The following is a 13,683-nucleotide window of genomic DNA, read 5'->3' as shown; positions in this document are numbered from 1 at the left end:
AAGGCTGATGACTGAAGCACGCGCAGTTCTTGCAGGAGCCGGCTTGCTGACGAGGCGGTCGGTAAAATCGCGCCGGCAAACCGGTCCCTACAGGTTGGTCATGATCACGCCGGCACGGCGTCGAGCATCAGGCGCTGGCGCACCACATCGACGAGTTTGTCCGGCTGGAATTTGGAGAGGAAGTTGTCGCAGCCGACCTTCTTGACCATCGAGTCGTTGAAGCTGCCGGACAGCGATGTGTGCAGCACCACATACAGGCCGCGCAAGCGCGGATCGTTGCGGATTTCGGTGGTCAGGCGATAGCCGTCCATTTCCGGCATTTCGGCATCGGTGAAGACCATCAGCAGCTTGTCGGTCATGTTCACACCGCTATCGGCCCAGGCCTTGAGCATGTTCAGCGCCTTCAAACCGTCACTGGCGATGTGCATTTTCACGCCCAACTGCCCCAACGTATCGCGCAGTTGTGCCAGCGCCACATTGGAGTCATCCACCAACAGCACTTCACGACCACGGGCGCGTTCCAGCACCGGATCTTCAAGTTTGTCGCGGGACACCTTGGCGTTGTACGGGACGATTTCGGCCAGGACTTTTTCGACGTCGATGATTTCCACCAATTGATCGTCGACCTTGCTGATGGCCGTCAGGTAGTGCTGGCGACCGGCGCTGGTCGGCGGCGGCAGAATCGCCTCCCAGTTCATGTTGACGATGCGATCCACGCCACCGACCAGGAATGCCTGCACCGAGCGGTTGTACTCAGTGACGATGATCGTGCTGCCCGGGCCCGGCACCAGCGGCCGCATGCCGATCGCCTGGGACAGGTCGATCACCGGCAGAGTCTGACCTCGCAGATTGACCACACCGCACACAAACGGATGACGCTGGGGCATCAAGGTCAGCTTCGGCAGTTGCAGGACTTCCTGCACCTTGAACACGTTGATGGCGAACAACTGCCGCCCGGCAAGCCGGAACATCAAAATTTCCAGGCGATTCTCACCCACCAATTGCGTACGTTGGTCTACCGTATCGAGAATGCCGGCCATCAATCACTCCTGGGCTTGTACTGATGAATTCACTAATAGAGGGTTATCGGCTGTTATTGCCGGAGCTTGACCCCCTGTAAAATGCCGCGCTCAAACATTGATGTCACATTAACATCATGCTTTACTGGCGTTGTAATTTCATCCGCTGTATTCCTGCGCCGCGACAATAGTTTGCGCGTGAGGTTCCGTTGCGTAAGGGATTCCCCTAGCAACAATCAGGTGCAACCTGATATTCGCGATATCCAATAGCCATTAATGTGACGCCATTCTCATTGCATGAATGGAGTCAGGCTTTTGTGTGCGATCGCAAGTACGTGGCCAGTCACCCTTTTGACTAACCCAGCCTGCACTCCAGCCGGCCAGAGCGCGATCTCACGACGAACCGATTACGTCGGGACGACTGTCGTCCTCGTCGACACACACGACATCCCCTCACTTAACATGACGTTGTGGAGATAAGCATGCCGAACAATCGCACAGAGTGGGCGAAGCGCGTCCCTGAGTTTCTCGTCGAAGCCGAAACACTGCTGGCCAAAACCGAGGAATGCCTCAGTCACTTGCAACTGATCAGCAATGACAAGGACGCCATCGACTGCATGCTCAGTACCCTTCTCAAGCTCGCCAGCAAGGCGGATGCCCTCGCGCTGGCAGCCGTTTCAGAGTTTTCGTTGCACATCCATGGTTTGCTCAACCATGCGCAGCATCACATGGACCTGCACGACGAAGCCTTGGGGGCGCTCAAGGACTGCCTGACGTTGATCGCCTGGCAACTGGAGTTGATCGATCAGAAGACCGGCCAGCTCAGTCTTGACGAAAGCGAACAGACAACCCTGATCGAAGCCTTCGCCTTCCAGGTCGGGCAACGGCATTTCCAGCCTCCGGTTAATTCCCGGCCGTTCACGCTCGTTTCCTATATGGAGCGCCAGGCTTGATTTCAATGAATTTAGCCGCGCTCCATCATTGAGATCATGACTGCTAATTAGCGGGGCATACTCAAGTCGTAATTGAACATTACATATCCATTTACGACACCTTCAAACTTTTTGTCGCACTTCCCCTCCTCTCCAGACCAGGGTTTTACCTGGCGCTAACGGGGTCAAACCCCTGTGACCGAGGGTATCTTGCTGACGATAGCCCCACACTTTTCCATTGTGGAACTACCGTCCAGAACGCCTTGTTTCTTGACTCCATGGACATATATCACGACGCGACCAACGGTATGTTCGGTGCTATTATGCCGCCCATTAGTTGACGTCAATTAATAGCAATGTGATTGTGGGTGACTGCAACGATCAAGTTTCAGGCCGGATTTCTCATCGGAAGTACGCACCGTTGAAGTCGATGCAAAACACTACAAAACAGAGATCCGTCAACCAGCATGACCGGTCTGCCCGCAGCGAACCTCCATTGGCTCCATCCGTTATGTACGCCAGCCTCAAGTCGATCATCATGTGGCCACCCTCACGAGAAAACGCTCGCCGGTTCACCCTATTGCTGTGTGCCTGCTCGACGCTCGGCAGCCTGCTTACCTATGGCCTGTCCTCTCACCTGCCTTTGGGGGTGCTGATCCTTAATGTCGCGTCACTTGCTTGTGTGTGGGTGCAATACCGCCTGTCCCGCAAGTCGATCAAGTTCCAGCCGCAAGAGCTGGCCGATCGCTTGCTGCAGGTCCAGGAGAACGAGCGTCACCGACTCAGTCGCGAACTGCACGACGACATCGGCCAGTTACTCACCGCAGCAAAACTGCAAAGTGACTGGCTCAAACGCCGAATGCCGGAAGAGCTTCAGGGACAATGCGCGATACTGTGCGACACGCTGGAAGAAACCCTCGCCAAAGTCCGCGATGTATCGGCCATCCTCAATCCCCGGCAATTGACCAGCCTGGGACTGGAAGCCAGTCTGCGCGCTCATTTGCTTAAAACGCTGGCCAACGCTCCGGTGAACTGGAGCCTGGAATGCCATCAACGCCTGACCGGAATACCGGAAGAAATGGCCGTCGCGGCGTTTCGCATCACCCAGGAGGCGGTCACCAACATTCTGCGGCATGCCGAGGCAAAGAACCTGCTGGTCTGCCTGACGCGATTGCCCAAGGGTCTACGCCTGCACATCAGTGACGATGGTCAGGGTTTTGCGCCGGCCACTGATCCGGGTCGCGAGGGGCAGCGTGGTATGGCCGGCATGTCGGAACGGATCAACCAACTCGGCGGAACATTGACGGTTACCAGCGAACCGGGCAAAGGCACCCAAATCGAAGCACTCTTCCCCTGGGCGCCCCGCGCGCTTGAGCGGGCCAGTACGAATAAGGTTATGCATTGACTTGTAACTTACTTCTGGTGGATGACCACTCGCTGATCAGGGCTGGCGTGCGCGCCCTGGTGATGGACCTTCCTGGCTATGCCGTCATTGGCGAGGCCAATGACGGCTCACAACTGCTCGCGATGGTCGAGCATCTATCTCCGGATATCGTGCTGCTGGATCTCTCCATGAAGCAGACCGGCGGCCTCGAAGCCTTGCAGCAACTGAAAAAGATCCGTCCGCAGAGCAAGGTACTGATCCTGTCGATGCACACCGACCCGGCGCTGATCATGCAGGCGCTGGAATCCGGCGCCCACGGCTATCTGCTCAAGGACACCACCGCCACCGAGCTGGAACATGCGCTGGAAGCCTTGCGCAACAATGAACGTTACCTCAGCCCGGCCATCGCCCATACGGTGATCAACCAGGCGCTGACCCGAAACCAGAAACACCCTGAGCCCGCGGACTCGCACAACCTGACCGCCCGCCAGCTGGAAATCCTGCGCTTGATCGTGCGCGGAAAATCCACCCGGGAGATTGCCAACGGCCTGGGCCTGAGCGTCAAGACTGTCGAAACCCATCGCTCGCAAATCATGAAACGTTTGCAAATCTACGATGTGGCCGGCCTGGTGCTGTTCGCCGTGCGCGAGCAAATCATCAGTCTGGACGATTGACCGCCTCATTTGCGCTCAACAGCGGAGAATCTGCGGGCAGATGCACCCGCAGCGCTCCGGGCCGCGCAGAAAACCGCAGGTTGTCCCCTTCCAGCGGTTCGCCGTCGAGGTTGATGTACAAACCTTCGGCCACCTTGATCTCGACCCATGGAAGCCTGGCCCGGACAAACATGCTATCGATGCCGAAGCCGTCCGCCAGCAGGTCTTTCAAAGTCCCGACCACTTCCTGCGGCGCCGGCAAGATGCTGATATCGAGCAATCCATCGTCCGCCAGCGCCTGCGGGCATAACACATGCCCGCCGCCCGCCTGTCGGCCATTGCCGATGCCCAAGGCCAGCAACTCGCCGCTCCAGTGAAAGTCCGGCCCCTGCAATTCACCGTAAGCCGCGTGCAGTTCACTGAACCGTGACAGGCCGGTGAATAGATACGCCGCGCCACCGAGCACTTTTTTCAAGTCCTCGGAAGTATTGGCGGTGACCTGGCTGCCAAATCCCCCCGTGGCCATATTCAGAAACACCTGCCCGCCGACCTCTCCCAGATCGATGGCGCTCGATGCAACGTCCAGAAGGTTCAGTGCCTCTGCAGGCTCCAGCGGGACGCCGGCAGCGCGTGCAAAATCATTGGCGGTTCCCAAGGGCATCAGCACCAGGCTCGCCTGCGCCGATTGCGCGGCCATGGCTTCGGCAATATCGCGCAACGTACCATCCCCCCCGCCGGCAATAATGTGTGGGTAGCCCGCGGCCATTGCCTCTTCCACCAGGCGCTGTGCGTCGCCAGCCTCCCAGGTCAGCCGAACGGCGAGCTCCCAGCCTTGCTCGCGCTTGCTTTCAACAGCCGCGCGCACCTCCTCGTTGAGCGCCTGCTTGCCATGCAGAATCAACAGCGCCTTGCGTTCGCTCATGGTGTTCACTCCCGGAATTGAATGGCGTACAGGAGATGTTGACCTCGCCGCCCCTCTTAAAAGTCGCACGAATTTGATTTTTTTCCAGGGGGCGTCCTGCACGTCCTACAAGGACGGGATTTTTCTTACATAACCTGAGGAATCGGCTCAATTGACCAATATTCGTGATTGGTACACCTTGGGGGCCACGGATTTCAGTCATCAGCAGGACAAACACAAGGATGTGCCATGCAAAACCATGACATCAGGTTGCCAGTGATGCCGGTTGTACCGATCACTGAAAAATGGGCCGATCATCAGGCAGATTTCGCAAGCAGCAAAAAAACCAAGGGAGAAGTTGATATGGAACCGCGCGTCACTGAGCTGGAGACACACCTCAAATACATTCGCAAGGACATGGAAGAAGTGCGCAGTGACGTCAAGTCCATCAAACACAGGCTGGCCTATTCCGCGGGCGGAACGGCCGTGGTGCTCGGGCTGCTTGGCTGGATCGCCAACAGCCGTTTCGACCAGCTTGTCACGTTGCTGCTGGCACATTAAGCAGCCGAAAACGCAAAACCCGGTTTCAACCACCGGGTTTGTGAGACTTCACCGCTGTAGGAATCAGACCAGAACTTCACTCAAAGGGATGAAGCTGACGCTGTCACCTGTAACCAGCGTTCGCCCCTCCAATACTTCAACCAGTCCGTCGGCCCAGGCGGCACTACGCAGCACGCCAGAACTCTGATTTTTGTAAATGATCGCCCGGCCGTTCTCAAGGCGACCACGCAAGTATTCACGCCGGTTGCCGGCAACGGGCCAGTCAAACCCGCACGGCACTTGCACCTTCAATGGCTCGACGTCTCTGACGCCCATACGACGCAAAAGATAAGGCCGGGTCAACAAGGCAAAGGTCACCAGTGTCGATGCCGGATTACCGGGCAGGCCGATGACCGGAACGCCACGAAAATGTCCGAATGTCAGCGGCTTGCCCGGCTTGATGGCGAGCTTCCACAAACTCAACTCACCTTCTTCACGCAAGGCAATGCCCAGAAAGTCAGCCTCACCCACCGATACACCACCGGTCGAGAGAATCAGATCGACATCTTTCAGTTCGCCGAGTCGCGTACGCGTGGTGTCCAGATCGTCAGGAAGAATCCCGGCATCGACCACGTCACAACCCAAACGCTGCAACCAACTGCAGAGCAGCACACGGTTGCTGTTATAGATCTGCCCCGGGCCCAGCGCCTGACCCGGCTCAATCAATTCATCGCCGGTGGACAGAACCGCAACACGGACCTTGCGGACCACATCCAGCTCGGCGCAACCCAACGACGCAGCCAAACCTTGCTCGATCGGCCCCAAGCGCGTACCCGCCGGCAAAACCAGTTCACCGACAGTCGTTTCCTGGCCCTGTGGACGAATGTTTTGCCCGGGTTTGATGGCTTCGATAAATGCGACTCGCTCGTCCGCCAGGACTTCAGCGTTTTCCTGCATCTCGACACAATCGGCTCCGGCTGGAACAGGTGCCCCTGTGAAAATCCGCGCACAGGTGCCGGGCTTCAAAGGTTCGGGAGCCTGACCGGCAAAAATCTTCTGGCTGACAACCAGCGGCTCACCGGTCCAGTCAGCTGTACGCAGCGCATAGCCGTCCATGGCGCTGTTGGGCCATGGCGGGAGATCCAGCGTCGACAGCAGATCATCCGCCAACACACGGCCCTGAACCTGGGCCAACGGCAAGCGTTCACGCTCAAGAACCCGTGTGGCGTCCGCCATTTCCAGCAACCGCGCCAATGCTGTCTCGACCGGCATCAGGCTGCCGGTCTTGCCCGGCTTACCCACGGGATTCACAAGGCGCTGCCTGTTTCAAATGAGGGACGAAGTTGCAGGGGCGATGGCGTGAATCCAACTGTTCGGCAAGAATGCCGTCCCAGCCGGTCCGTACTGCATTGGTCGAACCTGGCAGGCAGCAGACCAGCGTGCCATTTGCCAGACCAGCCAGGGCGCGGGACTGGACAGTCGACGTGCCGATGTCCGCCACGGAAATCTGCCGGAACAGTTCGCCAAAACCATCGACTTGTTTGTCGAGCAGACAGCTCACCGCCTCCGGAGTACTGTCGCGCCCGGTAAAACCGGTGCCGCCCGTGATCAGCACGACCTGCACGACTTCGTCGGCAATCCAGTTGGCGACTTGCGCACGAATTTTGTAGAGATCATCTTTTAGCAGTACCCGGGAAGCCAGGTTATGGCCGGCCGCCGTCAATCGGTCAACGAAGACCTGGCCTGAGGTATCGGTTTCCAGGGTACGGGTGTCGCTGACCGTCAAAACCGCAATGTTCAGCGGCGCGAAAGGTACATCAGCCTTGGCTTTCATAGGCTCGTCCAGTTGTAGGAGAAACAGCCCGGTGTTATATCACAGCGCTCCCTTTTTTCGCCGCCCCCATGGAGAACTGCCATGACTTCGAATGCACAATTGCCACCTTGCTCGATTCTGCTCCTGGCAGGCGGGCGCGGCCAGCGCATGGGCGGACAGGATAAAGGGTTGCTGGAATGGCACGGCGAGCCGCTGATTGCGCATTTGCATCGCAAGACCCGCCCCCTGAGCGACGACCTGATCATTTCCTGCAACCGCAATCAGGAAAAGTACGCCGCCTACGCCGACCAGTTGGTGCATGACGATGAAGGTGACTTTCCAGGGCCTCTGGCCGGGATTCGTGCTGGCCTGAAAGCAGCGCGGCATAGACACCTGTTGGTATTGCCTTGTGACGTGCCTCGCATCGATGCTGCCCTGCTTGCCAACATGCGCGAAACCGCCGGCCAGCATCCAGACAAACCCTTGATGTTGTGGCATGACGAGCACTGGGAACCGTTGCTATGCGTTATCCCTGTGGCCCTTCTCGCGGACTTTGAGAATGCCTGGCACGAGGGTGAGCGCAGCCCGGGGCGAGTGATGCGCAAGCTGGGCGCGATAGCCTTGCAGTGCCCCGACAATGACCCGCGCCTGGCCAACCTGAACACGCCAGAACTGTTAAGCACGCACAACACTGTGTCAGACTGACACTACCCAAGGAACTTGCGGGCGCTGTTTACGTCTCAAGCTCGGTAACCAAAAGAATTCATTTTCGGAGACACACCCATGACTCAACGGACCCTCGCCACTTTCATGCTCGCACTGGGCCTCGCTACCCTCGCCGGCTGCGCATCGCCTACAGTGATCACCTTGAATGATGGTCGCGAAATCCAGGCCGTCGACACGCCAAACTACGATGACGAATCGGGCTTCTACGAATTCGAACAGCTGGATGGCAAGCAGACCCGCATCAACAAGGATCAGGTTCGTACCGTCAAAGAGCTGTAAGCCTGGCGGCATCACCGGATACAAAAATGCCCCGATCAGTCGGGGCATTTTTTTGTTTGCTGTTTAAGTACGAGAGGCTACGGATTCGGCTCGCTGTTCAGTTTATCCGCCCGAGTCAGCGCCTGAGTGGCCTCGGTGATGCACTTCTTGTCATCATTGGCAGCCCGGGCCGCCTCAGCACTTGCCTGCATCCGCTTGATTTCCATCGTGGTGTTTTCGGACGTCGCTGGCAGGCTGGTTACTTTGTCCTTGAGCTCCTGGAGCTTGATGGTGCAAAGATCGCTGTCGGCAGCAAAAGCGGGAGAGCCCAACATTGCAGCGCAAATGAACATTCCAGCAAAAACGGTACGTTTCATGAGTATCTCCTGGCTTGGAAAGCCTCGGCACTGCCCGGGGAGACTCATTGGCGGTACCGAGATCATTGAACGCCACATTCGTGGTGCCTGTTCAAATGACTGTAAACCCGCGTGGAAATTCGATTTTTTCCGTACCGCGATCACCATTGCAGAGTGATTGCACTCTCGAACTCTCGTTCTTCCCCGGTCACCGGATCGACAAACTTCAACCCTTGCGCCAGCAGTTTCAAAGGGTTGGCGTAGTCATCTTGCGCGTCCCTGAGTACCTGCGGATAAAACGGGTCGTTGCAGATACTCGCGCCCAAGGCGGTCATGTGCACACGTAACTGATGCTTCTTGCCCGTTACCGGATAGAGGCCGTAACGCCACAGATCGCCATTTTTTTCCCTGACCTCCACCGCCGTCTCGGTATTGCTGACGCCCGGACCTTCCTGCATGCGAAAGAATGGCTCGCCATCAATGAGTCGGCTTTTATGGATCAGCGGAAAAGACAGATCAGGTAATGCCCGGGCAATGGCCTCGTAGCGCTTTTCAATCTGCCGGGTTGGAAACAGGGATTGATACGCCGAGCGACTTTGCGGGCTGGCGGAAAACAGCACCAGGCCAGCGGTATGGCGATCGATGCGATGCAGCGGCACCAGGTGCGGATTATCCAGACGGCGGATCAGCCGTCTGAGCAATGTCTGCTCCACATACTCACCGGCCGGTGTCACCGGGAGAAAATGTGGCTTGTCTGCCACCACCAGATGTTCATCTGCATACAGGATCGACTCAGTCACCGGGATGGGTTTTTCGTCCGGCACTTCGCGAAAATAATGAATCCTCAAACCTTCCTTGTACGGCAGATCAAGCGCGATTGGCATGCCGTGTCCATCGAGAACGCGCCCACGGGCGACCCTGTCCAGCCATTGCTCACGACTGATGGCGCTGAAGTGCTCGCACAAACAGTCGATTACGGTCTGCCATGGGCCAGCCGGTAAATAGAGCGTGCTGGCCTGGCTGTGTGCGGCGGAAAAAGATGAAGTGGACATACGAACGTTCTGACCCTCAATGCAGGGCGGCATTATCCAACAGCAACGGGGTCGAACCTAGCGGAGATTCTTCAGGCCGGAATCTGCGTACGCGCCGCCGCTTCGGTGTACTCCTTCAGCCAGCGCAGTACGTCGACCGCTTCCCAGCGTCCCGGATCATAAATCGCATACAACAAACCCTGATAACCCACGACGTCCAGCCGCCGGTGAAAGCCAGCACGCTGGAACAGCGCTTCGATTTCTGCAAAACAGGTATTGAAGTGGACTTTGTTGAAAGGGGTTTTTCCTTCCGTCACCAGCCCGTCCAGGCGCAATTCGAGGACTGCCTCGCGTAACACGTCCACCGACATCCGGTTCACGCTGCTTTTCAATTGCTCGACATTGACCACGATTTTTCCCTCTCACGCCTGAACCTGCGCACTTTCGCCGGGTAACCGGCAGCGGCAAGAACTGCATTGCGAATAACTGTATGCGCATACAGTATCCGAATATCAACCTTTAAGCCAAGAGGATCAATCGTAAAGTACGACCGGCGGGAACATCATTGCCGTGAAAATCGTTACCGCAGGAATGCCACGACTTCATCGGGACTGAAGGGCCAGCCCAGCTCAGCCCCTGTGTCGACCCGTCGCAACACCGGAATGCGCAGACTGTAAGCCGCGAACCAGGTTTCGTCTTCGGCGATATCCACCAGTTCCACCAACAGGCCACGCTCGACGAATTCCATCAGCATGGATTCGGCCACTTCACAGAGATGGCACCCCAAGGTGCCGAACAACTGACATTCAGGAAGCATGAGGGATCAACCGAAAAAATTAAGTGATCATATTAGGCCTGCCTTGGAAAACCGTCGAGCCATTGAATTATCTGGGCTGTAGCCAAGGAGCATGAGGATTGCTGCAACAACCTGACGCATATCAGTCGTCTTCGTCGGCAGTTGCCCGATACTGACGGTATGTTTGCCTTCTACGCTTGAAAAGCCTTGACCGCCCAGGAGCTTTCCGTGTTCGCCAGTCTGCTGATCATCCTCGCCTCCTCCCTGGTGGTCATCGCTCTGTTCCAGCGACTGCGACTCCCCCCCGTGCTGGGCTACCTGTGTGTCGGGTTGATGATCGGGCCGACCGCTTTCAACTGGGTCAACGAAAATGAACAGCTGCCGGACCTCGCCGAACTGGGGTTGGTTTTCCTGCTGTTTTCCCTGGGGCTGGAGTTCTCGTTGTCGAAAATGCTGACCCTGCACCGAACGGTGTTTGGTCTCGGAAGCCTGCAAGTGTTGGCCTGCTCGATTGTCCTGGGCGGGTTGCTGATGATGTTTGACATGCCCGTCTTGCCAGCCATGTTACTGGGGGCCGGGTTGTCGCTGTCGTCTACCGCAATCGTCAGCAAGGAACTGGGCAGTCTCGGTGAAATTTTCAGCAGCCACGGCCAGAATGCTATCGCCGTGTTGCTGTTTCAGGACGTTGTCGCGGTATTGCTTTTGACCCTTGTACCGGTGTTCGCCGGTAATAGCGAACAGGCCTGGTATTGGGCGGTGCCGCTGACACTGGGTAAAACCGCCGCGTTGTTTTTCGGTCTGCTATTGACCAGCCGTTGGCTCCTGCCGCGATTATTCCATGAGGTGGCGGCAGCCCGTTCTGCCGAACTGTTCGTATTACTGGCGCTGGTTATCGTACTGATGACTGTTTCATTAACGCACATGCTCGGTCTCTCCCCCGCGCTGGGGGCATTCCTGGCCGGCATGTTGCTGGGCGAAAGTCATTACCGGCACCAGATCGAGGCCGATCTACGCCCTTTTCGCGATATCCTGCTCGGCGTGTTTTTCGTCAGCATCGGCATGCTGATCGACGTGAAGCTGTTTGCCAGCCATGGCTTGCTGATCTTCACGATGACCCTCGGATTATTGCTGATCAAGGGCTGCGTCATCGCGCTACTGGTCAAGGGACGTGGCAGCGACAGTGAAACCGCGTGGCGCAGTGGCCTGGCGTTGGCCCAGGGCGGTGAGTTCTGTTTTGCCTTGATGGCCCAAATGCAGCAAAACCGGCTAATGCCCGACAGCTTTGGGGGGCTGCTGCTGGCAGCGACGTTCTGTTCGATGCTGGTTACGCCATTACTGTTGCGCGCCGCACCACACATTGCGATGCGTCTGCACCGCAAGCCCAATGAAGAAGCGAAACTCGAAGAGATCAGCGCACTCAATGCGAGCCTGCGCGACCATGTGGTGATTTGCGGATACGGTCGCGTAGGCCAAACCATCGGCCGTTTTCTCAACCACGAGCAACAAGTCTATATCGCGCTGGATAATGATCCAGTGCGCATCCAGGAAGCGGCCGCCAGTGAACACTGCGTGCATTACGGCGACTCACGACGAGGCGAACTTCTCGTCGCGGTTGGACTTGAGCGGGCAAGACTGCTGGTGATCGCAGTGGACAATACCGATATCGCCCTGATGATCCTCAAGGAAGCACGCCGCTACAATCTCGATGTGCCGATCCTTGTCAGGACCCACGATGACAGCCAGCTAAGTGAGCTGAAGGCCGCCGGCGCCAGCGAGGTGGTGCCGGAATTGCTCGAATCCAGCCTGATGCTGGCTTCCCATGCACTGACCTTGCTGGGCTTGACCGGCCCGCAAGTACAGGACCGGATTGATCGGGTGCGGCGTGATCGCTATCGCCTGTTGCACGGTTTTTATCCCGGCGCCGAAGACGATGAAGTCTGAATCAATCCTGACTGACCGCGCCGATCTTGTGCACCGACAGATCCGCGCCGTGGTACTCCTCTTCCTGACTCAAACGCAAACCGTGGAACGCCTTGATCGTGCCATACACCGCAAAGCCGCCGGCCAATGCCACCACGACACCCAACGCGGTGCCAATCAACTGACTGATCAGGCTCACTCCGCCCAAACCGCCCAGCGCGCTCTGGCCGAAGATGCCGCAGGCAATGCCGCCCCACACCCCGCACAAGCCGTGCAACGGCCAGACACCCAGCACATCGTCGATTTTCCATTTGACCTGCGCGGCCGTAAAGCACCAGACAAACAATGCCCCGGCAATGGCACCGGTCACCAGCGCCCCCACCGGATGCATCAGGTCGGAACCGGCGCAGATCGCCACCAGTCCGGCCAATGGGCCGTTGTGCAGAAAGCCCGGGTCGTTGCGGCCGACAATCAAGGCCGCCACAGTGCCGCCGACCATGGCCATCAACGAATTGACCGCCACCAGCCCGCTCACCCCTTGCAGAGTTTGCGCACTCATCACGTTGAACCCGAACCAGCCGACAATGAGAATCCACGAGCCCAATGCCAGGAACGGAATACTCGACGGTGCGAACGCAACCAACCGCCCCTCGCGATAGCGCCCATTGCGTGGCCCCAGCAACAACACCGCAGCCAGTGCCAGCCAGCCACCCATGGCATGGACCACTACCGAGCCGGCAAAGTCATGGAAACCGGCACCGAACTGCGCCAGCAACCAGGCCTGCAGACCAAAGTTGCCGTTCCAGATCATGCCTTCGAAGAACGGGTAAATGAACGCCACGATCAGCGCTGTCGCGCAAAGCTGCGGAACGAACCGGGCACGCTCGGCAATACCACCGGAGATGATCGCCGGGATCGCCGCGGCGAAGGTCAGCAAAAAGAAAAACTTCACCAGAGCGTAACCGTGATCGGCATTGATCACCGCCGCCGGTTGCATAAAGGTGACGCCGTAGGAAATCCAATAGCCTATAAAGAAGTAAGCCAACGTCGAAATCGCAAAGTCGCTGAGGATTTTCGACAATGCGTTGACCTGGTTTTTTTGCCGGACCGTTCCGACTTCGAGGAAGGCGAAACCGGCGTGCATGGCCAACACCATGACTGCGCCGATGAGGATGAACAACGTGTTGGAACTATGGACCAGGCTGTCCACAGCGCTTTGTATATTTTCCATGGATTTGGCAGACCTAAAGGCTGAAAAAAGCACCAAAGCAGTTCACGCGGGCAATCCATGCACCAAGTAGTGACCACTCGAATCGAGTCGATCACTCCCGATGATCCGCTTTGGCGCACAGGG

16 protein-coding genes are annotated in these 13,683 nt (G+C 57.5%); 7 read left to right on the top strand and 9 right to left on the bottom strand.

Going from position 1 to position 13,683, the window contains the following annotated elements; translation table 11 throughout:
* Nucleotides 1-104: 104 nt before the first annotated feature.
* The gene (locus M5G20_RS27150; RefSeq protein WP_150736061.1) at nt 105-1,040 is read right to left on the bottom strand and encodes a chemotaxis protein CheV; all 936 of its coding nucleotides are present in this window, start codon (nt 1,038-1,040) and stop codon (nt 105-107) included.
* Between the two features lie 461 nt (nt 1,041-1,501).
* On the opposite strand from M5G20_RS27150, the gene M5G20_RS27145 reads away from it, so the two are divergent.
* The 3 genes from M5G20_RS27145 (at nt 1,502) to M5G20_RS27135 (ending at nt 4,009) form a co-directional block, all read left to right on the top strand.
* Nucleotides 1,502-1,972 (top strand): hypothetical protein, encoded by a 471-nt coding sequence (locus M5G20_RS27145; RefSeq protein ID WP_150736060.1) that lies wholly within the window; start codon nt 1,502-1,504, stop codon nt 1,970-1,972.
* Between the two features lie 490 nt (nt 1,973-2,462).
* Nucleotides 2,463-3,356 (top strand): sensor histidine kinase, encoded by an 894-nt coding sequence (locus tag M5G20_RS27140; RefSeq protein WP_273921772.1) that lies wholly within the window; start codon nt 2,463-2,465, stop codon nt 3,354-3,356.
* On the top strand, nt 3,353-4,009 hold the full coding sequence (locus M5G20_RS27135) for a response regulator transcription factor (RefSeq protein WP_075948083.1): 657 nt from the start codon (nt 3,353-3,355) through the stop codon (nt 4,007-4,009). Before M5G20_RS27140 ends, M5G20_RS27135 begins: the two co-directional genes overlap by 4 nt.
* Here the strand turns inward: M5G20_RS27135 and yegS are convergent.
* Nucleotides 3,993-4,910 carry a lipid kinase YegS gene (yegS, locus tag M5G20_RS27130; protein WP_273921725.1) on the bottom strand — a complete coding sequence of 306 codons (918 nt, stop codon included), beginning with the start codon at nt 4,908-4,910 and terminating at the stop codon, nt 3,993-3,995. The genes M5G20_RS27135 and yegS overlap by 17 nt on opposite strands.
* Nucleotides 4,911-5,138: 228 nt before the next feature.
* On the opposite strand from yegS, the gene M5G20_RS27125 reads away from it, so the two are divergent.
* Nucleotides 5,139-5,450: a hypothetical protein gene (locus M5G20_RS27125; RefSeq protein ID WP_273921724.1), complete on the top strand. Its 312-nt coding sequence runs from the start codon at nt 5,139-5,141 to the stop codon at nt 5,448-5,450.
* A gap of 63 nt (nt 5,451-5,513) precedes the next feature.
* Here the strand turns inward: M5G20_RS27125 and M5G20_RS27120 are convergent, their stop codons facing one another.
* Nucleotides 5,514-6,740 carry a molybdopterin molybdotransferase MoeA gene (locus M5G20_RS27120; protein ID WP_273921723.1) on the bottom strand — a complete coding sequence of 409 codons (1,227 nt, stop codon included), beginning with the start codon at nt 6,738-6,740 and terminating at the stop codon, nt 5,514-5,516.
* On the bottom strand, nt 6,724-7,263 hold the full coding sequence (gene moaB / locus M5G20_RS27115; protein ID WP_273921722.1) for a molybdenum cofactor biosynthesis protein B: 540 nt from the start codon (nt 7,261-7,263) through the stop codon (nt 6,724-6,726). Before moaB ends, M5G20_RS27120 begins: the two co-directional genes overlap by 17 nt.
* 81 nt (nt 7,264-7,344) lie before the next feature.
* Here moaB and mobA point away from each other — a divergent pair, with 81 nt between their 5' ends.
* Both mobA and M5G20_RS27105 read left to right on the top strand, forming a co-directional pair.
* On the top strand, nt 7,345-7,947 hold the full coding sequence (gene mobA, locus M5G20_RS27110; RefSeq protein WP_273921721.1) for a molybdenum cofactor guanylyltransferase MobA: 603 nt from the start codon (nt 7,345-7,347) through the stop codon (nt 7,945-7,947).
* Between the two features lie 78 nt (nt 7,948-8,025).
* Nucleotides 8,026-8,247 carry a YgdI/YgdR family lipoprotein gene (locus M5G20_RS27105; protein WP_046816110.1) on the top strand — a complete coding sequence of 74 codons (222 nt, stop codon included), beginning with the start codon at nt 8,026-8,028 and terminating at the stop codon, nt 8,245-8,247.
* 77 nt (nt 8,248-8,324) lie between these two features.
* On the opposite strand, the gene M5G20_RS27100 is transcribed toward M5G20_RS27105, so the two are convergent.
* The 4 genes from M5G20_RS27100 to M5G20_RS27085 form a co-directional block, all read right to left on the bottom strand.
* On the bottom strand, nt 8,325-8,603 hold the full coding sequence (locus tag M5G20_RS27100) for a hypothetical protein (RefSeq protein WP_273921720.1): 279 nt from the start codon (nt 8,601-8,603) through the stop codon (nt 8,325-8,327).
* A gap of 140 nt (nt 8,604-8,743) precedes the next feature.
* Entirely contained in the window at nt 8,744-9,634 is an 891-nt protein-coding gene (locus M5G20_RS27095) for a pseudouridine synthase (RefSeq protein WP_273921719.1), read from the bottom strand.
* Nucleotides 9,635-9,705: 71 nt separating this feature from the next.
* Nucleotides 9,706-10,023 (bottom strand): transcriptional regulator, encoded by a 318-nt coding sequence (locus tag M5G20_RS27090; protein ID WP_273921718.1) that lies wholly within the window; start codon nt 10,021-10,023, stop codon nt 9,706-9,708.
* Between the two features lie 170 nt (nt 10,024-10,193).
* The gene (locus M5G20_RS27085) at nt 10,194-10,430 is read right to left on the bottom strand and encodes a glutaredoxin family protein (protein ID WP_273921717.1); all 237 of its coding nucleotides are present in this window, start codon (nt 10,428-10,430) and stop codon (nt 10,194-10,196) included.
* Nucleotides 10,431-10,637: 207 nt separating this feature from the next.
* Here M5G20_RS27085 and M5G20_RS27080 point away from each other — a divergent pair, with 207 nt between their 5' ends.
* Complete coding sequence (locus tag M5G20_RS27080; protein WP_273921716.1) at nt 10,638-12,350, top strand: cation:proton antiporter; 1,713 nt, start codon at nt 10,638-10,640, stop codon at nt 12,348-12,350.
* 1 nt (nt 12,351) lies between these two features.
* Here M5G20_RS27080 and M5G20_RS27075 read toward each other — a convergent pair whose 3' ends face one another.
* Nucleotides 12,352-13,560 (bottom strand): ammonium transporter, encoded by a 1,209-nt coding sequence (locus M5G20_RS27075; RefSeq protein WP_273921715.1) that lies wholly within the window; start codon nt 13,558-13,560, stop codon nt 12,352-12,354.
* Between the last annotated feature and the right edge of the window lie 123 nt (nt 13,561-13,683).

It is taken from the genome of Pseudomonas sp. TNT2022 ID1044, from assembly GCF_028656895.1.
Lineage (GTDB): Bacteria > Pseudomonadota > Gammaproteobacteria > Pseudomonadales > Pseudomonadaceae > Aquipseudomonas > Aquipseudomonas reinekei.
Note: the sequence above shows the minus strand (reverse complement) of the source record. Positions and strands in the feature narration are given on the sequence as shown.